The sequence below is a fragment of the Paenibacillus sp. PvR098 genome (assembly GCF_017833255.1).
In the GTDB taxonomy this organism is placed as follows: domain Bacteria; phylum Bacillota; class Bacilli; order Paenibacillales; family NBRC-103111; genus Paenibacillus_G.
Map to the genome: position 1 here is coordinate 2,089,250 of NZ_JAFIBU010000001.1, position 19,861 is coordinate 2,109,110.

The 19,861-nt window shown below is 48.8% G+C and carries 23 protein-coding genes; 7 read left to right on the top strand and 16 right to left on the bottom strand.

Annotated elements, in window-relative coordinates:
- Window positions 1–86: 86 nt before the first annotated feature.
- The 9 genes from JOE45_RS10400 to JOE45_RS10440 form a co-directional block, all read right to left on the bottom strand.
- Entirely contained in the window at window positions 87–500 is a 414-nt protein-coding gene (locus tag JOE45_RS10400; RefSeq protein ID WP_210020265.1) for a YugN family protein, read from the bottom strand.
- A 287-nt stretch (window positions 501–787) separates the two neighbouring features.
- On the bottom strand, window positions 788–1,642 hold the full coding sequence (locus JOE45_RS10405) for a manganese catalase family protein (RefSeq protein WP_210020264.1): 855 nt from the start codon (window positions 1,640–1,642) through the stop codon (window positions 788–790).
- Window positions 1,643–1,827: 185 nt separating this feature from the next.
- On the bottom strand, window positions 1,828–2,244 hold the full coding sequence (locus tag JOE45_RS10410; protein ID WP_210020263.1) for a VanZ family protein: 417 nt from the start codon (window positions 2,242–2,244) through the stop codon (window positions 1,828–1,830).
- A 431-nt stretch (window positions 2,245–2,675) separates the two neighbouring features.
- Window positions 2,676–3,398 carry a metallophosphoesterase family protein gene (locus tag JOE45_RS10415; RefSeq protein ID WP_210020262.1) on the bottom strand — a complete coding sequence of 241 codons (723 nt, stop codon included), beginning with the start codon at window positions 3,396–3,398 and terminating at the stop codon, window positions 2,676–2,678.
- Between the two features lie 166 nt (window positions 3,399–3,564).
- The gene (locus tag JOE45_RS10420; protein ID WP_210023619.1) at window positions 3,565–3,732 is read right to left on the bottom strand and encodes a hypothetical protein; all 168 of its coding nucleotides are present in this window, start codon (window positions 3,730–3,732) and stop codon (window positions 3,565–3,567) included.
- Window positions 3,733–3,793: 61 nt separating this feature from the next.
- Window positions 3,794–4,471, bottom strand: a complete 678-nt coding sequence (locus JOE45_RS10425; protein WP_210020261.1) for a 3D domain-containing protein — start codon at window positions 4,469–4,471, stop codon at window positions 3,794–3,796.
- A 150-nt stretch (window positions 4,472–4,621) separates the two neighbouring features.
- The gene (locus JOE45_RS10430) at window positions 4,622–5,266 is read right to left on the bottom strand and encodes an LptM family lipoprotein (protein WP_210020260.1); all 645 of its coding nucleotides are present in this window, start codon (window positions 5,264–5,266) and stop codon (window positions 4,622–4,624) included.
- 227 nt (window positions 5,267–5,493) lie between these two features.
- A complete protein-coding gene (gene erpA, locus JOE45_RS10435; RefSeq protein ID WP_210020259.1) occupies window positions 5,494–5,865 on the bottom strand; it encodes an iron-sulfur cluster insertion protein ErpA in 372 nt (123 codons plus the stop codon).
- 99 nt (window positions 5,866–5,964) lie between these two features.
- Complete coding sequence (locus JOE45_RS10440) at window positions 5,965–6,165, bottom strand: aspartyl-phosphate phosphatase Spo0E family protein (protein WP_210020258.1); 201 nt, start codon at window positions 6,163–6,165, stop codon at window positions 5,965–5,967.
- Between the two features lie 246 nt (window positions 6,166–6,411).
- On the opposite strand from JOE45_RS10440, the gene mqnE (JOE45_RS10445) reads away from it, so the two are divergent.
- Genes mqnE (JOE45_RS10445) through JOE45_RS10455 form a run of 3 tightly spaced genes read left to right on the top strand, consistent with a single transcriptional unit; the run spans window position 6,412 to window position 9,771 of the window.
- Entirely contained in the window at window positions 6,412–7,518 is a 1,107-nt protein-coding gene (gene mqnE, locus JOE45_RS10445) for an aminofutalosine synthase MqnE (RefSeq protein ID WP_210020257.1), read from the top strand.
- 59 nt (window positions 7,519–7,577) lie between these two features.
- On the top strand, window positions 7,578–8,678 hold the full coding sequence (gene mqnE / locus JOE45_RS10450) for an aminofutalosine synthase MqnE (RefSeq protein WP_210020256.1): 1,101 nt from the start codon (window positions 7,578–7,580) through the stop codon (window positions 8,676–8,678).
- Between the two features lie 28 nt (window positions 8,679–8,706).
- A complete protein-coding gene (locus JOE45_RS10455) occupies window positions 8,707–9,771 on the top strand; it encodes an NAD(P)/FAD-dependent oxidoreductase (RefSeq protein ID WP_210020255.1) in 1,065 nt (354 codons plus the stop codon).
- Window positions 9,772–9,776: 5 nt separating this feature from the next.
- On the opposite strand, the gene JOE45_RS10460 is transcribed toward JOE45_RS10455, so the two are convergent.
- Window positions 9,777–10,031 carry a YuzB family protein gene (locus JOE45_RS10460; RefSeq protein WP_210020254.1) on the bottom strand — a complete coding sequence of 85 codons (255 nt, stop codon included), beginning with the start codon at window positions 10,029–10,031 and terminating at the stop codon, window positions 9,777–9,779.
- Between the two features lie 79 nt (window positions 10,032–10,110).
- Between JOE45_RS10460 and JOE45_RS10465 the strand changes: the two genes are divergently transcribed.
- Window positions 10,111–10,359 carry a NifU family protein gene (locus JOE45_RS10465; RefSeq protein ID WP_210020253.1) on the top strand — a complete coding sequence of 83 codons (249 nt, stop codon included), beginning with the start codon at window positions 10,111–10,113 and terminating at the stop codon, window positions 10,357–10,359.
- A 59-nt stretch (window positions 10,360–10,418) separates the two neighbouring features.
- Here JOE45_RS10465 and JOE45_RS10470 read toward each other — a convergent pair whose 3' ends face one another.
- The 5 genes from JOE45_RS10470 to JOE45_RS10490 form a co-directional block, all read right to left on the bottom strand.
- A complete protein-coding gene (locus tag JOE45_RS10470; protein ID WP_210020252.1) occupies window positions 10,419–11,213 on the bottom strand; it encodes an SDR family oxidoreductase in 795 nt (264 codons plus the stop codon).
- A 77-nt stretch (window positions 11,214–11,290) separates the two neighbouring features.
- A complete protein-coding gene (locus JOE45_RS10475) occupies window positions 11,291–11,986 on the bottom strand; it encodes a Cthe_2314 family HEPN domain-containing protein (RefSeq protein ID WP_210020251.1) in 696 nt (231 codons plus the stop codon).
- A gap of 63 nt (window positions 11,987–12,049) precedes the next feature.
- Window positions 12,050–13,810: a menaquinone biosynthesis decarboxylase gene (locus tag JOE45_RS10480; protein WP_210020250.1), complete on the bottom strand. Its 1,761-nt coding sequence runs from the start codon at window positions 13,808–13,810 to the stop codon at window positions 12,050–12,052.
- Window positions 13,811–13,879: 69 nt separating this feature from the next.
- On the bottom strand, window positions 13,880–14,827 hold the full coding sequence (locus tag JOE45_RS10485) for a COX15/CtaA family protein (RefSeq protein WP_210020249.1): 948 nt from the start codon (window positions 14,825–14,827) through the stop codon (window positions 13,880–13,882).
- Between the two features lie 203 nt (window positions 14,828–15,030).
- A complete protein-coding gene (locus JOE45_RS10490; protein WP_210020248.1) occupies window positions 15,031–15,375 on the bottom strand; it encodes a thioredoxin family protein in 345 nt (114 codons plus the stop codon).
- 199 nt (window positions 15,376–15,574) lie between these two features.
- On the opposite strand from JOE45_RS10490, the gene JOE45_RS10495 reads away from it, so the two are divergent.
- The gene (locus tag JOE45_RS10495; RefSeq protein WP_210020247.1) at window positions 15,575–16,417 is read left to right on the top strand and encodes an SPFH domain-containing protein; all 843 of its coding nucleotides are present in this window, start codon (window positions 15,575–15,577) and stop codon (window positions 16,415–16,417) included.
- 8 nt (window positions 16,418–16,425) lie between these two features.
- The gene (locus JOE45_RS10500; protein ID WP_210020246.1) at window positions 16,426–16,632 is read left to right on the top strand and encodes a type II toxin-antitoxin system antitoxin; all 207 of its coding nucleotides are present in this window, start codon (window positions 16,426–16,428) and stop codon (window positions 16,630–16,632) included.
- Window positions 16,633–16,862: 230 nt separating this feature from the next.
- On the opposite strand, the gene JOE45_RS10505 is transcribed toward JOE45_RS10500, so the two are convergent.
- Entirely contained in the window at window positions 16,863–18,458 is a 1,596-nt protein-coding gene (locus tag JOE45_RS10505) for a copper amine oxidase N-terminal domain-containing protein (RefSeq protein WP_210020245.1), read from the bottom strand.
- A gap of 128 nt (window positions 18,459–18,586) precedes the next feature.
- Here JOE45_RS10505 and JOE45_RS10510 point away from each other — a divergent pair, with 128 nt between their 5' ends.
- The gene (locus JOE45_RS10510; RefSeq protein ID WP_210020244.1) at window positions 18,587–19,852 is read left to right on the top strand and encodes a DUF2515 family protein; all 1,266 of its coding nucleotides are present in this window, start codon (window positions 18,587–18,589) and stop codon (window positions 19,850–19,852) included.
- Window positions 19,853–19,861: the final 9 nt, after the last annotated feature.

Here is a 19,861-nt window from a genome sequence, read left to right on the forward strand (position 1 = left end):
CGGACAATCGCTAGCAAACGCTCAATGCGACCATACAACCAGCCGCAGCCGCTCACCCGACCGCTTCCGTCATCCAGAGGGATGTGCTAATGCTTCCATCCCCGCTCCAGTTCATTCAATAGCGAATTCGCTTGGTCAACCCACTTGTCCTCAACCTGAGCATCTTTGTCTAATGGCTCTTGAAACTGATCGATCAGCGCTCCGGTGACTCGCATCTGAGCTTCTTTGTCTAAACCCTCATTATATACATGCTTCAAAACAAACGGAGTCCCGATTTGCACAATCGCATCCGTTGAGTCCGAATCCCCATCCAGAACACCATGGATGACTTGAAACGGGATGCGAAGCCAGACCAAATGACTCTCGTCCAAATATCGGTCGAAGCTGCCGTGCTCATAGTCCCAATTGCCGCCTAGAGCAAACTCATGTTCATGTAAATAATTCCGTACCTGATCAAAATTTTCCTTGCGGTTTACTAGCGTCGATTCCAAGGGAATCATCCGTATCTCCTCCAACCATAATCTGTGTTGTAATCTACACATAGAATAGGCTACTGTTGGGAAAATTATACGAACTTCGTAAGTATACACGCTCATCAGATCTTTCGTGGCAAAAGAAAAACCCCTTACCGGGGCTTTATGATGGAGCAAACGTAACACCAGTGATTTTTCCCTTTGAATTTCCTCACGTTATCACAATAGACACATTTCATGTTGGTTCACCTCTAAGCATATTATTCCTATTGGCTAACTTTAACTCGTGTCCATTTACCTTTTAATGGCCCTGCTTACGCATTCAGATCGTATAATCCGGGGCTGTGCTCATTAGGCAATTCCGGCATGTACGGTAGAGGAAAACCTTCAGGAGGCTGAACTACCTCCAAGCTTCCGCCGTTTCTGCTCGGTGATTGGCCGTTAAAAATCTCTCCGATCCTGGTGTTATCTAACCGGAAATTAAATTGGGCATTGTGGAAGCCCATCTCCACATATTTGCGGCATTCCGGATACTTGTTAATATCGTAATTAGGCACAGGAAACAGCTTGCCCCAGTTAACGCCGAGTGTCTCCAGCGCCTTTGCAAAAGCGTTCTGATGCGCGTTATCGCGAACGATCAAGAATGCAAGCGTTTCACGGAACGTTTTGTTGGAGCTCATCTCGTAGATCCGGGATTTCTGAAGAACACCGGTGGACTCAAGCACCAGATTGTCGAGCAGATCGCTGATCAGGTTCCCATGGTTGTACACATAGTTCCCCATCCAAGGGTTGCCGGCAGCATCCACTGGCAGCGAACTTTGGGCTCCTATGATGAAATGGTGCGGATTAGCATGCTTCACCGCTTCATCTAGCGGAGCGCCGTCTGATCCGGCGTTGCCTGGGGTTTCTTCACCGGAACCGGTGAGCAATTGGTTTATCGTATGCTGAACGAGCTCCACATGGCTTAACTCTTCCAGAAAGACACCGCGTAACAAGTCACGGAACTGAGTGGCTTTCCCGCGGAAATTATTGCTCTGGAAGAAGTACTGCATCATCGTGCGCATTTCACCGAAACGACCGCCAAGAATCTCTTGAAGCACTTTGGCTGCCGCAGGATCCGGCTTATCTGGAACAATCATGTTGATTAAATCTTCTTTGTAGAAATACATTCGGTCAACCTCCTGCGAACTAGGTTATAGGCTACGCTTTAGTTTGATTCGTTAAGTTGTAATTTATACCCAGTCACAAGAAGCTTATTCAACCTGGAACTCTCGAAAAGGCCAACTGTCTGTATGTCGCGGATTGCATGCCATTGTATACAAGTACAAATGTATGACAAGGGACTTCGTTAGCTTTATACCGCTTCCTTTCCCTTGAGTTTAATGTATAACTTAGCCAGTACCAGTGTTACAAGTGCTCCAAAAGAATCCATCCCAACATCCATCACAGCGGCAGTGCGTCCAGGAACAAAACTTTGGTGAATTTCATCAAGTGCCCCATATAAAGTCGCAAACAACCAAGCCAATATGAACGATTTTCTGGACCCTTTAAGTGCAAAGAGAACAAATAAAGTTAACAACCCGAATGCAATTGCATGTGATGCCTTTCTTACGATCAAATTTAGAATAGCTGAAGCGGAATCGGAAATGTTTATAGTACTCCCAATAATAGCTTGGGTACTTGAGCCCGTTGAAACAGGAGAAGCAGTAAACATATATATCGCAAAACACCAAAGTACTACAACAATCCACCAGAACTTTTTATTTCGCATAAGTCACCTCACAATAAATTTTAACTCAGAGGACTAGCAATTGTAAAAAATGATATCTTTTCGAGGTATGCTATGGTTTGGAAAACAATGAAACAAAAAAGCACCATAACAATGATGTCATGGTGCGCAATTTAATTTGCGTAACTAGAACGCTAGACTGTTTGTTCCCGGAAAGAAAAGGAGTTATTTCACGTTAGATTGTATTAGATTAGCCTGATTCAATAATCTTTGGACTAGGGCATCGGATCAACACCATCTGGAATCCATAGTTCTCGCTCCACAAACGAACTAAACGTATCTACATGTATGGACTCTCCTTGATAGGTAACGGTTATTGAGAATTCCACCGGCTCTGCCAAAATACGGTAGTTCTTCAGCTTATTGAAAGTGATGCAATAAATCTTTTGTGAGCATGTCTTATTTCCGTTCGGTTACTTTACTTCAGCATTGCGAATAATCCCGATCATCATGTCTGCATTAGGGTATTGTACTTCCTTATAAAGCTCGATTACTTGATCCTGATCAAAGCTGACCCGTTGTATAGACGTTCGGAGGTTACCTTCTTCAATTTCTATAACACCATAAGAAGCCTTTGCCAGGCCATCAAACGGCAGCCCAACGCTGCCAATGTTCAAGATCATTTTGCCATGGATAACCCTTATGTAAGGCTTATGAATATGCGCATAAACATAGACTTGCGCGTCGGATGACTTCATCAAACGAGCTTCTAATATGTCATCATCCGCGTTCGGAAGAACGACTTCAAAAAGGCTATCCGGCGTTGCATGAAAGCAATGGATTCCAATCCCGTCAATCTCACAATGTATTTGGGTGGGCAGGCCTGCCAAATAGTCAAGATCCGTCTGCTCCAATTGGGACACTGTCCATTGACGTTCTATGTTCATTAATTCTAAGGCTTTCTGAGGCACTTCCCCTTCCCGGACACCACGGACAACCCATTCATCCGCATTTCCTTTAATGACTTCCGTATTCAAGGAACGAATCAGGTCTAAGGAACGTTTAGGCTCGGGACCGCGGTAAGAAAGATCTCCTAAGACATAGATCTTATCGACTCCTTTGTTCTTGATGTCATTAAGAACTGCATCAAGCGCGATGGCATTGCCATGAATATCCGAAATAAAAGCCATTTTCATTCGATTTACCCTCCCCAAGGTTACATTTGGATAGTTCAAATATTACCATTATCTGTTTTTTTAGTCTAATGGGAGCCTGAAGAGGTGGTAGAACCACAAAAATGGAGTGCCACGACTGTTACCAGTCTGCACTCCATTCGTTTGGTTCTCTGTTCAAATCAATGGCTTATTGTCTTGAGTTGTTGTTAGCGCCCTCGCTCGGATTGTTCTGAGCAGCTTGCTTTACGTTATTCGCAACGACTTCTTCGGAGAATTCCGTGTCGTTTTTCATATTATTGTTCATGTTATTGTTCATATTATTGTTCATATTATTGTTCTTATTGTTTTTGGCCATTGATATCACCTCCCCTACATCCGTTATTATGGATGGATCAGAAGGGTTTTATGATGGAAATTTAAAACAGAAGCTCGTTTTTTAATTGATTCCAGAGGGTCAGGTTGATTTTCCCGTCTCCCTTTTTCACCACGAACACATTGAGCTTCTTTTTGCCCCACTCTTGGTAGACTTTATCCTTTGTTTCAAAGTATAAATCGATCCGGTTGCCTTTAATCGCGCTGCCTGTATCGGCAACAACCCCATAGCCGTATCCGGGAATATAGAGAACCGTACCCATCGGGAATACCTTCGGATCTGCAGCAATCGTTGAGAAAGACTGCACATCTCTAGCCACCATCATGCCTGAAAAAGTAATCCCGTACTCGGGATGACCAGGACTTTTTCCCGTGGATTCCTTCCCTGCGGAGTATCCTGTTGCGGTCACTTCCACAGCCGTGTATTTGGATAAATCCTGTCCACTATGCGGAAAAACCTTGTAATTTCGTACTTGCTTTTCTCCGCCCGATTGGGATGAAACCAGCTTGGCTTCTCCTGTCGGGTCTATCGGGTTCTTGGATGAGTCAGCAGAACGGCTCATATCGGTAACACCAGCCGAAACGCTTTGGACCTGGGCAGAAACCATATTTGTGTTACGGTGTACAGTTTGCCCTTGTTCTTGTTCAAACCATATCCATACGGATAGCATCAGTATGATGCAACCAATCCATTTGGCATGGCTTGCGGTTTTCGTTAACATATGTTCTGTTATACCTCCCCTTAAATAGGAGGGTCTCCATCTGCGGACAAATCTATACATAGCCAAAAGTGATCGTATACAAAAAAAAGACCCCGAAGGGTCCTCAAATATGATTAGTCATTAGTCTTATTCTTATTCTTATTCTTATTCTTAAATGATACTTTCTTTAACTAAGCCGTCGTGGAAAACACGATACTCATTGATTTGTCCATCCTTCAGGTATAAGAAGGAGTAGTGGTCCACGTCGTTGTCTTCAGACCAGTCGATAAATAATTGGATCGTAATCGATTGATTATTCAAGCCTTCCAGGTCTACGGAATCCATTTCTCCCGAATAACTGTAGCCTGGCTTTGCTCCCAAATCATAACGCCACATCATATTGCCTTCCATAGCATTCGTTACTTCCGTATATTTTGCGCCGAACAGTGCTTCCACTTGGTCTTGAGTCATGTCCATTTTTAAATGGTTCTTAATATAATCGATACTCACCTTATGGTCTGTGTCTTTGTTAACGGTCTGCTGCTCGCTCGGTGAAGGTGCCGCTGCGCCAATGCCGGTGCTTATGGCTTCTTCCTTGTTCTTCTCCGGCGGTGTAATCGCCGGGGGAGCTTCTGTACCCACATCATCGTTCTTTTCCTCTGTTGTACCCGCATTATCTTTCTTTTCCTCTGTTCCCGCAGGAAGCACTGCACTCGGTGGAGAAGCTGGCGCAACCCCGTTCGTCCCCGTTTCTCCACAACCGCTTAGAATAACAATAGTAAACATGATTACCAAAAGAAATATGGAATTTTTCATTATGTCCTTAACCTCCGCGAATTCCCATGATCTGACGAGCCATCTTTTTTCTTTCCCTAGTAAATATATTCACTGTTATAGACGAGCGGGCTATCCATATGCTGCATAGGAATTTTCTCTCCCAGCGATCACAATAAAAAACCTTCCGAGACCTGTGTATTTACAACACACAAGCCCGAAAGGCTGTCACTCTTATCCCATCATCAGGTACGATTAGGGTATGTTCGTCAAGCCTCGACTTTGTCGTCACACTTCTCAGGTGTACCTTCTTCGTCCTTCACTTTGAAGGAAGATCCGCAACCGCACGATGCTACTGCATTAGGATTTTGAATGGTGAAGCCGCCGCCCATCCCTGCGTCTTGGAAGTCGATTTCGACTCCGTAGAGATACTTGGCGCTCTCTTGGTCTACGACGACCTTGAGGCCATGAATATCCAAGACCGTATCGTCCTGCTCCTGGTTATCGTCAAAGCCCATGCCGTAGGAGAAGCCGCTGCAGCCACCAGCTTTAACGCCGATACGCAAGAACAGATTCGATGCTTCCTCCGCCGCCAGCATTTCCTTTATTTTATCGCAAGCACTTTCGCTAATGGTAATCATGATATTGCCTCCCTTACGCTAAAAATAAGTTTCTACTTATAAGTATACTCCATTTCGAACCCGTACCTCAAGGGCAGTTTATGCCTTATTGCATTTTGTCTACAAAGTTGACGCTTTGGTCGCCCTACCAAGCTTTGTAGCATAAAAACGAAGCAATAATTCATCCAACTGTTGACTGCACCGCTGTACTTCCGGATGCATTAGTCCGAATTGAATTCCTAAGCTGACTAAATGTCCGCGGACCTCTTCAATCTCACTGGAGATAGCCGAACAGCTATCTGGAGAACCAGGAACCAACACTGTCGTTACACCGCCCTAAACAAGATCTATAATGAAAAAAATGTATAATATTTAAACTCGAAAAAAATATGTAATGTATTACATTATACATTTTCAACTCATTTTATCAATGCATGATTCATTATTAATATTCAAAACTTACTAAGGAAGCGCTTTCCCTGAATCATGTGGTTGCCCCGCTCGTTCAGTAGGTTTATAATAAGAAGTATTGTTTATTTCATTCCAGTCATAAGGAGACTTCAATATATGACCCTTACTGTACAGTCTTCCTCACTTGACGATATTCGGGATAAGGTCATGCGCGGCGAAAGGCTCAGCTTCGAAGACGGCGTCCGGCTCATGAAATCAGACCGCCTGCTGGAAGTCGGGATGATGGCGGACATGGTGCGTCGGCGGATCAACGGGGATCATGTGTATTTTATCGTGAATACCCACTTGAACTACACGAATGTGTGTTACTTGGATTGCAAGTTGTGCGCATTCGGTCTGAAGCCGGATAACCCTCGCTCATATACTTTGTCGCTCGAGCAGCTCGAAGAGAAGTTCAAAGGCATGGTAGGCAAAAACTTCACCGAATTGCATATCGTCGGAGGAGTCAACGCCAAGCTCCCGTTCTCCTATTATGAGGACATGATTCGTTTGGCCAAGCGTCACCTGCCCGACATCCATGTGCAAGCTTTCACAGCTGTTGAGGTCGATTATATCGCCCGAGTATCGAAGCTCTCGGTGGAAGAAACGATCGAACGGCTGCGTGAAGCAGGCCTTGGCTCGATTCTGGGCGGAGGAGCGGAAATTTTCGATCCGGAAATCCGCGAGATCATTTCGGGACACAAAACAGATTCAGACCGTTGGTTCAACATTCACAGAAAAACCCACTCGCTCGGCATGAAGTCCAATGCTTCCATTCTGTACGGGCATATCGAAAAACCCGAACACGTGGTGGATCATCTGATTCGCATTCGGGAGCTGCAGGATGAAACCGGCGGGTTTCAAGCCTTCTTTGCTTTTGCTTTTCATCCAGACAATACAAAGCTCGCAGAAGAATACCAAATCACCGGCGAAACGACCGGCTGGTACGACTTGAAGCTGCTCGCTGTAGCCAGGCTGATGCTGGATAATGTTCCTCATGTCCGCGCTTTCTGGATGGCCATCGGCATGAAGCTGGCTCAAGTTTCACTGAGCTTTGGAGTAGACGATCTTGACGGAACGGTCATGGAAGAGCAAATCATTCATGCCGCGGGCAACGATTCGGTTCAGATGACTCCTAAAGAAACGTTCATCAACATGATTCGGGAGGCAGGTCGCCTTCCAGTCGAGAGAGATACACTTTATAACGTAGTACGCACGTTCTAAAACAGCGCGCCCCAGGCCTACCCGGCGGGGGCGCCTAAACAGTTTATGGAGGTGGAATGATGAGCACCACGATGAATCACCAACAGCGCATGGCTGAAATTGCCGGCAAAGTGGAGCTTGGAGAACGTTTGACCCTAGAGGATGGCGTATTTTTGTACGAGTCCGACGACTTGCTCACCATTGGCCAAATGGCCAATCAAGTCAATCTGCGCAAGAACGGAAAAAAGGTTTATTTCGTAGATAATATGAGTCTGTACTTTACCAACGTATGCGAGGAGCACTGCGCTTTCTGCCATTTCCGCCGAGATGAAGGGCAGGAAGGCGCCTACACGTTAACACCGGAGCAAATGTTCGAATATGTCGATAAGCACATTCATCCGGGTCTTCGCGAATTTCACATTACCGGCGGCCATAACCCCAACGTGCCGTTCCAATATTATGTGGACAGTATCCGTGCATTGAAAAAGCGATATCCGGACGTAACGATAAAAGCTCACACCGCTGCCGAAATCGAGTTTTTTTCTCGACTTAGCGGGTTAAGCTATAAGGAAGTACTGCAGGCGCTTATCGACGCAGGTCTGGGCACAATGCCCGGTGGCGGTGCAGAGATTTTGTCCGAGCGGTATCGCAAAAAAATGCACCTTGTCGACAAAGCATCGACCGAGCAGTGGCTCGATGTTCACCGCACCGCGCACCAGCTTGGCATGAAAACGCATGCTACCATGCTGTTCGGATCGATCGAAACGTTCGAGGAACGAATCCGGCACTTGATGTACCTGCGCGAGCTGCAGGATGAGACAGGCGGCTTCATGGTATTTATCCCGAATGCCGTCCAGCCGGCCAGTGTCAATGCGGGGCTGAAGCAGCGGGTGTCCGCTTACGACAATTTGAAGACGATCGCCATCAGCCGTTTAATGCTGGATAATATCCAACACGTGAAAGCTTACTTTATCAACCTGGGCACGCAGCTTACGCAGCTCGCCTTCACATTCGGAGCGTCTGACGCTCACGGAACCATCATTCAGGAACGGATCAGTCATTCGGCTGGCGCGCTGTCGCCGCAAGGCATGACCCGCGAAGAACTGGTGTGGCTGATCAAAGGGGCGGGACGTATCCCTGTTGAGCGCGACACATTTTATAATGAATTGAAGGTTTATTAATTAGGGATAGAAAGGGTTTGCCGCTGTTATGAAAAAACTTGTGATTTTGGGCGGTGGCTATGGCGGGTTAACCGTTGCCAAAGAAATGCTCGATAAGGAATTGCCCCCGGATACGGTCATGATCCTGATAGATCGGATGCCTTATCAAGGACTCAAAACCGAATACTACGCGCTGGCGGCAGGAACGGTGTCAGACAGGGACATTCGTGTGCAGTTTCCGATCGACCCGAGACTTATTCTGAAGTACGGGGAAGTGCTTTCCGTCGATCCGGAGCAGAAGGTTGTCCGTTTCAAGAACGATGAGCCATTGTCCTACGACTGGCTTGTCATAGCATTAGGCTGTGTCGACAGGTACCATGGAATTCCGGGAGCGGAGAAATATTCGCACAGCATCCAGACGCTTTCCTCCACCCGCAAAACGTACCAGAACGCCAACGACACAGCGCCTTATGGCCAAGTGACGATCGTCGGAGGTGGTCTCAGCGGAGTAGAGATTGCGGCCGAGCTTCGGGAGAGCCGCCCAGATTTGAATATCCGAATCCTGGACCGCGGCGCGAGCATCCTGTCTCCGTTCCCCCATAAGCTGCAGCTGTATGTCCGTGAATGGATGCTTGAGCATGACATCGAGCTCTGCTCGCACGTCTCGCTAACCCGTTTGGAAGGTGGACTGCTGTATAACCAGCAGGAAGTCATTCACACGGACATGACCGTCTGGACCGCAGGTATTCAGCCAAGCCCTATCGTACAGAACTTGAATCTGCCCAAAGATGCACAAGGACGACTCGTCATCAATGAGTACCATCAGCTGCCTGACTACAACGAGATCTATGTTGTGGGAGACTGCGCAGCCCTTCCCCTTTCACCCAGCGGACAAGCTGCGGAGGCTCAAGGAGAGCAAGTGGCCGAGGTGCTTCGAGCGGTATGGAAAAACGAAACTCCCCGGCTTGGTAAAATCAAGCTCAAGGGAGTTCTCGGATCGCTTGGCAAAAAGGCAGGCTTTGGCCTGATGGGCAAGCGGACAATTATGCTAGGAAAGGTTCCGCGCGCTATTAAGTCCGGCGTACTGTGGATGTCGAAGAAACATTTCGGATAATCGCTTTATTCGCCCAAGAGATCGAACATCGCTTCGATCTCTTTAATTTTATGAATAATGGCTTGTTCCAGCTCATCGGCCGTGGCAGCAGCAACGATCTCACCATTAACAAGTGCAAACGGTAAAATGTAGCATTCCCCGCAATTGCCCAAGCAGCCGTATTCAATAACATCGTAGTCGTCGTTCTGCTCCAATTTTTTGAACAGCTTGTCCGTGCCGTGATGCATATTATTTGTACAAAATTCAATAATAGGTCTCATGGGAGGTAAACACCACCTTACAGCCATTTTCATTTTTCGTTGATTGTACTATAATAAGATAAGAAGGGAGATGATGCAAATGAGCGAGAGTACTGAGCAAAGTACAATGTACGATGAGGTGCTTGAAGTTCTAGATAAACTACGTCCGTTTCTGCAACGCGACGGCGGCGACGTGGAGCTGGTTGACGTGGAGGGTGGCATTGTTAAGCTGAAGCTCGTTGGAGCATGCGGCAGCTGCCCAAGCTCGACCATTACTCTGAAGGCCGGTATCGAACGCGCACTCTTGGAGGAAGTCGAAGGTGTAGAAGAAGTCGTACAAGTATTCTAACGGCTATCTCTAACCATCCGTAACCAAGCGAAAGCCCTGAACCCGCGTAATGCGGGCCTTCAGGGCTTTTTTGTCGTTCCATTGCCGATAATCGCACGAATCGGGTCCAAGCCTCCGGAGATGTCCATAATGTTCCCCGTGATGAAATCCGACCGCTCCTCACACAAGAAGGCGATCACACGGGCAATATCTTCACCGGTTCCCGGCCGTCCGCGCGGCGATTCGTCATCGTGAATGTGCTCGACCTCATGAATCATCCGCTCTTTATTGTCGCCAACAATATCGCCGGGACAAATCATGTTCACCGTGATACCGCTTGCGGCCTCTTCAACCGCCAGTGTCTTGGTGAACGAAACAAGACCCACCTTCGCCGCAGCGTAAACGGCCCGATGCGGCCACCCGCGAGCTTCCGCTGCATGACCGAAACCAAAATGGATAATGCGGCCCCACTTGCTGTTTCTCATCATTGGGATAACCAGGTGATCGAGATGCATCACACCAATCAAATTGCCCTGCATTAAATCGTGGATTTCGTGAGGCTCGTATTCACCAAACAATCGTCGTTCACGAACAAACGGTCCCGCATTATTAATCAGAATATCGATCGATCCGAAGCGGCGAACCGTCTCGCTGACTAGCCGCTCCCGATCCTCCTGGCGGGCTACGCTGCCTTGTACGGCTTCGCAGTGTACACCTTTTGAACGGATCTGCTCACAAAGCTCTTCGGCTTCTCGCTTGCTGTTCACATAATTCACCATGATGTTGAACCCTTGATCAGCCAGCAGGAGTGCCGTCATTTTGCCGAGCCCTTTGGCGCTTCCGGTGATGAGTGCGGTTTTCCGATGCTGCTCCATGCTCCGTTCCTCCCGGCTTCAGCTTACGTTCCCTTACTAAATAAAAGTATAGTGGATGCCGGAAAAGGATTCAACTCTCAGGGACGGCGGGGCACATAGCGGAAGACCGTCGCGACCGCACGTAACGCCATTTCGCACCCTTGTTCCAAATCATGAAGATTTTCCCGTATATCTTCCGTTCCGATCCTTACCCGCTCCCCATATTTCGCCTCGGCCGCCTTCATCAATTCATCCAGTAAATCCGCATTGATCGTATGAATTTCCATGTTTCTCTGGTTGCGCAGGCGGGAAAGCGGTTCTTTGTACCTCATTTTGAGGTCGTAGAGCCGCTGCTCCAAATCGGCGAACAGCTCGTTCTTATGCATATGACGCAGAACAGTAAAGTAAGAAAACCTGGATTTGATCCTTTCCGTCTGCAATGCGAACCGTTCGTTCACGAAGTGCCCGATCTTATCCAAAACCGCGAATACACGGATCAGCGCATTGTTGTAATAATACAAGTGACGGTGGTAATCCTCAAGCTCCTCAGCAGACATCTCATCGGTATACAGCTTGGTTACCTTGAGTCCGAAGCGGTTGGCTGCGAATTGACTTTGTTCCAGCTCATCCAGCGCACGAAGGAAGCTTTGGCACCAGATGGCGAACCGTCTCTCCTGCGGTGTCTGCCCGGAGGCGGGCGTCACCGTGTTCATGTATTTGCGAATCGCTTGAACTGCTTCCAGCAGCAGGCCTTCGTCCTTACGCGGCGGCTCGCCGAACATCGCTCTTAGCATAACAGATCTCCGTAACGTGTAGGTTTGGTAAGACTAAGTATAACCCAATCTTCCCGATTTCTCTTAAGCAAAATATTCGCTCCAACGCCGATCGACCAGCTCAACGATATCTTCGCGCGGGAATAACTCGTCAGGGTAGCCGGGTTTCATACGCGCGTCGATGACAATCGGCAGTTTATAGCCGATATGATGTCGGTTGACTTGCGTACGCGCATAAATATCCCCAGCCGGGTTAAAGCGGGTGAACACAGTCCACAGAAAGGCGGTTTGATCCCCGGCAATCGATGTGTCATCTGCCAAGATCACAAGCGGCCAATCGCTAAGTTGGTCTCCCGCTTGTTCCGTCAACCGCTGCGGGAGAAGCGGATCCTCTGTATAAGACGCTCCCGAAACCACCAGACAACCCCGGCAGTACACGGCAAGAGAATCGATTCCCGGCAGAACTCCACTGTTATACACGGCCGGCAGCTCGCGCTGAGGTTCTCCGACGCCCAGCAGCACAGCTTTGCTTCCATGATTCAAACGGTCTCCCGTATAATCCAGTGTATCATGCGACGTTTGATCGAATATCAATAAATCGCGATGCGGGTCGAACCTCTCGAGGACCGCTTCGAGAAGCTTGGGGAAGCGATCCAGCTCCACGTTTTGATCGGTAACGATCAAAAACTTCGTCAGCGTCAGCTGGCCTTCGCCCAAAATACGGAATGCCGAACCCAGCGCTTCGCGGCTGTAGCTTTCGCGGACGATGGCCGCGGCAAGCGGATGAAAACCGGTTTCGGCATACGTCCAAAGATCCTTGACGCCCGGCATGGCCATCGGGAAGGCCGGAGACAGCAGACGCTGTAAAAACTCGCCGAGATAGTAGTCCTCCTGCCGCGGCTTTCCGACGATGGTAGCCGGGTAGATGGCATCCTTGCGGTGCCACATGTGACTGACTTCAAAGACAGGAAAATCGTGCGTGAGCGAATAGTATCCGTAGTGATCGCCGAACGGCCCCTCGGGACGTCTCAGATGCGGAGGAACCGAGCCGCTGATGGCGAATTCGGCCTCTGCGATCAATCGATGACCGCCATGGGGATTTCTTACCATCGGAAGCTTTTGCCCCACAATGAGCGATGTCAGCAGCAGCTCCGGAAGATGCTCAGGCACCGGAGCGATGGCCGACGCAATCAAGGCTGGAGGACCACCTAAAAATACGGTGACTGGAAGCGCCATGCCGCGCTTCTCCGCCTCATGGTAATGAAAGCCGCCGCCTTTATGAATTTGCCAGTGCATTCCTGTTGCCTTCCCGTCATACACCTGCATACGATACATACCCAAGTTATGATGGCCATTGTCCGGATGCTCTGTGTAGACGAGCGGCAGCGTCACGAACGGTCCTCCGTCCTCCTGCCAGCTAGTTAGAACAGGCAGGCCTGTTAAAGGAGCATCGGTCTTGCATTGCTGCAGTATCGGAGCCGACTCCGAAGATATATTTTTCATTCCGATTTTGAGCAGATCCACAATCAGCTGCCTCTGCTGCCATATGGCCTTCGGCGTAGGCGGCAAAAGTGTGTCCATAGCGCCGACAACCTGCTTCATGAGCTGCTCCGGCCGCGGTCCAAAAGCAAGATCCACACGACGGCTCGTTCCAAATAAGTTGGTGACTACAGGGAAATCCGCCCCCTTCACGTTCGTAAAGAGCAGAGCGGGACCTCCCTCCTCAATCACCCTTCTATGTATCTCCGCGAGCTCCAAATGGGGGTCTACCGGCGCGGATATGACCTTAAGCTGATTTTCCTTGCGAAGCGCTTCCAGAAACGAACGCAAATTTTCAAACCTCATGTTCAGTAGTACTCCCTTCAATGTGTCGGTATCGGTGTATCGGTATTCAGGTCTGAATGAACAGAAGGCTTACGGCAGCCTCTGAGCCCCATAAGCCTGAACCTTCCTGTCTTCAGCCGTTTGCATAGAAGTTATAGCTAAATAACATAGCACTCCGAACAAACAGGATATCAAAAGAGCGTGCAGCAGGCTGGCCACCAAATAAATGTCGTATCCGATGGAGAGCGTAACGAAGCCGCCGCTTATAATTTGGGAAATAACCAGTACAAAGGACCACAACGACGCTTGATAAACGCTGCTCCCCGGCCTCGCTTGATTTCGTATGATCAGGAACACGGTAAGAATAGCCAAACCGAGTAGGGCCGCAGCCACCCGGTGAGTAAATACGATTCCGGTTCCATCCGTCATCTCGGGGATCACTTGTCCGTTACACAGCGGCCATCCGATACAACCGCCAACCGACTCGGTGTGGCGCACGAAAGCGCCCAAGTACACAACCATATAACAATACAGCAGGACTCCCCATATAGAAAGCCTCGCTCCTCGCGAGAGCCTAGTTCCGTCTCCGCGAATCAATGCCTCTCCAAACCTTGTAAACACAAGGTACAGCAGTAAAGTGAAAGCAAAGGAAACCAGCGAGAATCCAAAGTGCAGCGCCATCACTAGAGCGGATTGAGGCCAAATGACCGCAAAAGCCCCCAAGATCGCCTGAAGCACCGTGAAAAACATGGCTCCGCCAACGTACCATTTGGCATCTTTTCGATTGCTGTATATCCATACCAGAATCGTCGTCGCGAGAAGAATTAACCCGACAACGCCTACGACGAAGCGATGGCTGTATTCAATAAACGACTCAATCGTATAAGCCGGTACAAAACGCCCGTTACAAAGCGGCCAATCGTCCCCGCAGCCGCGTCCAGACTCCGTCTTGGTCACCAGCGCGCCCATCAGCAGAATTAAAAACATGCCAAGCATACTGGCGAAGGAAAGTCGTTTAAGCCATCGTTGTATATTCATTTGCTCTTCACATCCGCTTCTTCATAAAATCCGACAGTAATAGACAAGACCTAACGTTCCAAATTACATTATAGCGATAATCGCCGGGCAAATCCATGCGGAAATGTTACAAAGCAATGAAGAAGAAAGATACAGCGAAGGTTAACGAAGCGAGGCAAAAAAAATCCTTCCGGAGATTCATTCTCCAGAAGGACGAGAACCATTTACTTCTGCAGCTCGTTCGCGACGTCAAGGGCACGATCCAAGAACTGCTCGATTTCCTCTCGGTTTTTGCGCAGCTTGCTGACAAAGCGGACAAGCTCCTTGCCGTCCCGGAAAGCGATAAAGCTGGGAATGCCTAAAATATTCAGCTCGGAGCAGAGGTCCGGCATCTCATCGCGGTCAATATGGATAAAAGTCAGCCGATCTTGATAAGCTTCCTCCACCTGAGGCATAAAGGGTTCGATAAAATGGCAGTCCTTGCACCATGTCGCTTTAAACACAGCAATCGTAGGCTTAGATCCGCCAATGATCTCATTAAATCGTTGTTCTGTCGTAACGTGTTCCATGGAAAGCACCGCCTTTGGTTCGAAGTCAATCATTTGTACATTAACATTATATCACTTATAGCACCCGAAGCATATCCTGTCAACATTCTACATCTGTCGTCATTTCCATTTTTTTAGGTTTTACATATATTCCTAAAAGTGATATCATAAAAATATCAAAACAGTATTAAATTAATTTCAATCTAAGGAGTGCTGTCTTATGAAAGAAAGAAACGCTTGGGTTATTAACGGATTCCTGGGAGTTCTCCTCATACTGGCTATGGAGGTGCTCGGTCTGATTCTCTTAATTAACGGGTATATTCCGCTCGGAATCGTGTTGATCCTTGCCTCCACGCCGCTGCTTTCAGCGATTACGGTCATACAGCCGAACCAGGCCATGGTCGTGACGTTCTTTGGCAGCTATGCCGGAACTATTCGCGAAAGCGGATTGTGGATGACCGTTCCCTTCTCCGTCCGCAAGAAGGTATCGCTCCGCGTTCGCAACTTCAACAGCGCCAAACTGAAGGTGAACGATATTGAAGGTAATCCGATCGAAATCGCCGCCGTCGTCGTGTTCCGTGTAATCGACTCGGCCAAAGCTTCGTTTGATGTGGATAATTACGAACAGTTCGTGGAAATCCAAAGCGAAACGGCCCTGCGCCATGTGGCCAATAAATATCCCTATGACGCATTTGAAGCCAATGGATATTCACTGCGCGGCAACTCTGAGGAAGTGGCCGCAGAGCTCAGTCGCGAGCTGCAAGACCGTCTATCCGTTGCTGGAGTGGAGGTCATGGAAGCCCGACTGACGCATCTGGCCTACTCGACGGAGATCGCCAGCGCCATGCTCCAGCGTCAGCAGGCAACAGCCATTATTGCAGCGCGCAGTAAGATTGTGGAGGGCGCCGTAGGCATGGTGCACATGGCCATTGCCCAACTGCAGCAAGAAGGCGTTATCGAGCTTGATGAAGAACGCAAAGCAGCCATGATTAACAATCTTCTCGTCGCCATTGTGTCCGACCGTTCCGCCACTCCGGTCATTAATACAGGGAGTTTGTACTAAAGGGCAGCATGGCCGCGAAAAAAAACTTTCCCCTGCGGCTCGACCCCAAGCTTTACGAAGTTCTTGAACGATGGGCGGCCGATGATTTCCGCAGCGTGAACAGCCACATTGAGTATTTGCTGCGTGAAGCGGCTGCCCGTGCCGGGCGGCTGCCCTCGGCCCGGTCCAGAGCTCATGAGCTGCAGGAAATTGATAACGATACGGAGGAGAAATAATACGCCATCAAAAAGCCCTCATCTGTCCCAGGCGGAGTCAGATGGGGGTCTTTTTGTGTTCATCAACGATCCATTAGCGGCTTTGACGAATATTTATACGATTACCGCGCATATTAACAAGAAGGAATTTCCAAGATCTGTTTGGGTATGCATCCGGATTCGTTGCAATAAAAAAATCGCATCGATGCGCCTTTCCCAGGCACACCGATGCGGCTTGAAACCCATATCTTTTAATCGCGGGTAATCGTAACCATTTGGATTTCCTGATCCCATGTTACTTTCGCGCCCATGCTCTCCGAAACAAAGCGCACTGGAACATATGTAGTGCTGTCGACCAGTACGGCCGCTTTCTCCAATTGATGCGCTTGCCCGTTCACTGATGCTGTAGTGCTGTCGATGGTAAGCAGCAGCACCGCACCGCTAAGAGGATCTGTCACTTTCACTTGACGGGAGGCAGCGTCCCATTCGACATCGGCATCCAGTCTTTCCGCAACGAAGCGTGCCGGTACCATCACCGTTCCTTGATCATTGTAAGGCTTGGTGCTGAGGAACAGATCCGTTTCTTCATTCATGAACAGATTGATTTCTTTCTTTGTTACATTCAGATCGTTCTTCAGAAGCTTATACAGCTGAGAATTCGGGTCGAGGGAAGCAACGATTTTGCTAGGATTAATTCGATTGCCGCTCTCGTTAACTTCGATAACGCCTCCGGAGGTATTGATCTGACTGATCTCCACCGGCTTGTTGATGTTCCACATTTCACCCTCAGACGTCACCTTTATGCTTTTCAAGCCGCCATCCAATCCTTGCGGCATCGTCAGCAGCAATTCAGCCGTCGATTTGCGGGTCATATAATCTTTATCGATATACATATCCATTTTGAACACTTGATTATCGTTTAACCACGCCTTAGCCTTCGCACCCATCTCGGAGGCGAACATCGCTTCGACCGATTGATCGTACTGAGCCAGCATTTGCTTTAAATTCGTTTTGATGAATGTATGAACGAATTCGACGGCCAGCGTTTTGTTATTCAGATACGGAGCAATCATATCAGCCATCGGATCGTTTGGATCCGCGTTTTCTTGCATTACTTGCTTCATAAACGGAGCATACAGATCATACAACGTACTGATAAAGTCTTTTAATCCTTGCTCATCCGCCAACACATTGGTCAGGAATCCTTTAATCAGTCCGACCAGCTCGCTGCCGTAAATTTCGGCATGAATCTTATGCAAATTCAAGCTTTCACCTTTCACGAATTCGTTGACTTCCTGAACGGTGATTGCGTTCGGGTTCGGGAAGTTACTGGTGAAGAATCCAGCGAGAGAAGGCATCTTCTCGACAGCCTTCACGGTCAACTGCTGCAGTTGCTTTTGCAGCTCTTCAGACATAGGCATTGAACCTGCAGCCGGGTTCCACACCGCAGCATCGTTACGGATGACCAGCGGTTTTTTAGCGCCTTCGACCTGAATAATGTAGTTCGTCTCGGTCATGACCATCTCGAACGGAATCGTTCCGCCGGAATAACCCAGTGTTCCCTTCATGGAAGCATGAAGAGGATCCTTCATTTTCGATTCGGTGATATCAATCGTTATTTTGCTGAACAATTCCAACATACGCTTGTCTTCAGGAGTCATGGCTGCGGATGGATCAGCTGTCAGCTCCACCGTAAGGGTTTGTGTGCTTTCTGCGGATTTGACGGCAAAGCTGTTTGCGAGTGCCTTGCTTACATCCACATTTGCTACCGGCTGACAACCTGCCAGCACGACCATCACACCGATCATCATGAGAATGAGTACGGAATTCCAACGTTTCTTGTTCATCTGGTGCCTCCTGATATAAGGATGATTTATATTACAGTCAAACATTTATACGTTAGGTTTGGAAAAATGTTGCACTTTTTCTTCAAAAATCAAACAATACCCATCCTGACGCGGAAGGAGAGGCAGATATGAACCGGGGTCGTTATCGCTGGGGAAGCAAGGATCTGCTTCATAAAATCGCCGATATGCCGCACGAAGCCTGGCATTGGCTGAAAGCCAAAGCCAGCTTGGCAGCGCATGAAAAAAAGCTGCTTTGGGCAGCTCATAAGATGGACGTTCAGATGGGTTACGTTGAAGCGCTGACCAAACGTCTGCGCTGGAGGCTCGATGTGAGCACTGCTGGCGAGTCCCCCAAGCCGCTTACCTCCCTTGAACGAGAACTCCTCAAACGAATTGAACGCGAACGCGATGCTCACAACCGGAACAACGTCGCACGAACAGCCGCTTATTTGAATATATACCGGGAGCATCGCGAACTTCATTGGGCTTTACTCGCTCATCTGGTGTCGCGAAACGGCGGCTGGTGCATGACCGATTTGAAAGGCGAGCTGCTGCCGCTGCTGCTGAACGTGACGCAGAGGGAAGCGGTTTTCGCTTTTCTTGAGCGTGCCAATGCGCTCATATTCAGAGACGCCTACCCCCAACTGCTCCTGTACAGGGCAAGCCTGCAGCACCAACGGCCCCTCTTCCATCTGCTCCCACAGCTTGGTGTATCAGCCTTCATGCGGCCGGTCTGGGAGCTGTTCTGGGAACGCAGAGATTCCGTATGCCTAACGATTGGCTTAATCGTAAACGAGCAGCATCACATTGAGCAGCGCGTCGTACAGCATCCCGTATTCCGCCATTCGGTGATCGAAACCCTATTTTTCCAGGCCCAGTCGCTGCTTCAGCTGAATCAGGTCGTCTTTCCCTATGTCCATAACGACCGAATCCGAATGGCCGGATTAATACTGGAAAATTTCAGCAATGTGCAAGAACGTATTGAGATTGGAAAAAAGCTGTATGCCATTCTATTTGGTATTCCTGTCGTCTTTGAGGGAGCTAAGCGCTTTGCCTTCTCCACGAGACATTCCGGCTCGCGGGCGGATTATTGGCCTCATCTGTTCTCCTGTGTCCGCAAGCAGTCGCCTGTACTCCACGGTCAGTTGCAGGAGCGGTTGGATGGCTGCAGGCTTCGTCCAGGAGCCGTCCAGCTGTTTAGTCCTAACCTTCTCACCAGCTGGAAGGACCGCCCTGTCGCTCCACCGGAGCCCGGCGATTGGTTTCAAGATATGCAGGTTGTCAGGTACTTCGCTTCCATTGAAGCGCCTTTCTCGTTCGAGATGACGCAGGAATATTGCTTCGGGCTGAGCAAGATCGAGCTGGCTGTACTGGCCGGCGATCTGCTCGTATAAGCTTCCGAA

Coding starts and splice junctions, on each gene's coding strand:
- JOE45_RS10400 (WP_210020265.1), bottom strand. CDS start 500: ATGATTCCCTTGGAATCGACGCTAGTAAACCGCAAGGAAAATTTTGAT.
- JOE45_RS10405 (WP_210020264.1), bottom strand. CDS start 1,642: ATGTATTTCTACAAAGAAGATTTAATCAACATGATTGTTCCAGATAAG.
- JOE45_RS10410 (WP_210020263.1), bottom strand. CDS start 2,244: ATGCGAAATAAAAAGTTCTGGTGGATTGTTGTAGTACTTTGGTGTTTT.
- JOE45_RS10415 (WP_210020262.1), bottom strand. CDS start 3,398: ATGAAAATGGCTTTTATTTCGGATATTCATGGCAATGCCATCGCGCTT.
- JOE45_RS10420 (WP_210023619.1), bottom strand. CDS start 3,732: ATGGCCAAAAACAATAAGAACAATAATATGAACAATAATATGAACAAT.
- JOE45_RS10425 (WP_210020261.1), bottom strand. CDS start 4,471: ATGTTAACGAAAACCGCAAGCCATGCCAAATGGATTGGTTGCATCATA.
- JOE45_RS10430 (WP_210020260.1), bottom strand. CDS start 5,266: ATGAAAAATTCCATATTTCTTTTGGTAATCATGTTTACTATTGTTATT.
- erpA (WP_210020259.1), bottom strand. CDS start 5,865: ATGATTACCATTAGCGAAAGTGCTTGCGATAAAATAAAGGAAATGCTG.
- mqnE (WP_210020257.1), top strand. CDS start 6,412: ATGACCCTTACTGTACAGTCTTCCTCACTTGACGATATTCGGGATAAG.
- mqnE (WP_210020256.1), top strand. CDS start 7,578: ATGAGCACCACGATGAATCACCAACAGCGCATGGCTGAAATTGCCGGC.
- JOE45_RS10455 (WP_210020255.1), top strand. CDS start 8,707: ATGAAAAAACTTGTGATTTTGGGCGGTGGCTATGGCGGGTTAACCGTT.
- JOE45_RS10460 (WP_210020254.1), bottom strand. CDS start 10,031: ATGAGACCTATTATTGAATTTTGTACAAATAATATGCATCACGGCACG.
- JOE45_RS10465 (WP_210020253.1), top strand. CDS start 10,111: ATGAGCGAGAGTACTGAGCAAAGTACAATGTACGATGAGGTGCTTGAA.
- JOE45_RS10470 (WP_210020252.1), bottom strand. CDS start 11,213: ATGGAGCAGCATCGGAAAACCGCACTCATCACCGGAAGCGCCAAAGGG.
- JOE45_RS10475 (WP_210020251.1), bottom strand. CDS start 11,986: ATGCTAAGAGCGATGTTCGGCGAGCCGCCGCGTAAGGACGAAGGCCTG.
- JOE45_RS10480 (WP_210020250.1), bottom strand. CDS start 13,810: ATGAGGTTTGAAAATTTGCGTTCGTTTCTGGAAGCGCTTCGCAAGGAA.
- JOE45_RS10485 (WP_210020249.1), bottom strand. CDS start 14,827: ATGAATATACAACGATGGCTTAAACGACTTTCCTTCGCCAGTATGCTT.
- JOE45_RS10490 (WP_210020248.1), bottom strand. CDS start 15,375: ATGGAACACGTTACGACAGAACAACGATTTAATGAGATCATTGGCGGA.
- JOE45_RS10495 (WP_210020247.1), top strand. CDS start 15,575: ATGAAAGAAAGAAACGCTTGGGTTATTAACGGATTCCTGGGAGTTCTC.
- JOE45_RS10500 (WP_210020246.1), top strand. CDS start 16,426: ATGGCCGCGAAAAAAAACTTTCCCCTGCGGCTCGACCCCAAGCTTTAC.
- JOE45_RS10505 (WP_210020245.1), bottom strand. CDS start 18,458: ATGAACAAGAAACGTTGGAATTCCGTACTCATTCTCATGATGATCGGT.
- JOE45_RS10510 (WP_210020244.1), top strand. CDS start 18,587: ATGAACCGGGGTCGTTATCGCTGGGGAAGCAAGGATCTGCTTCATAAA.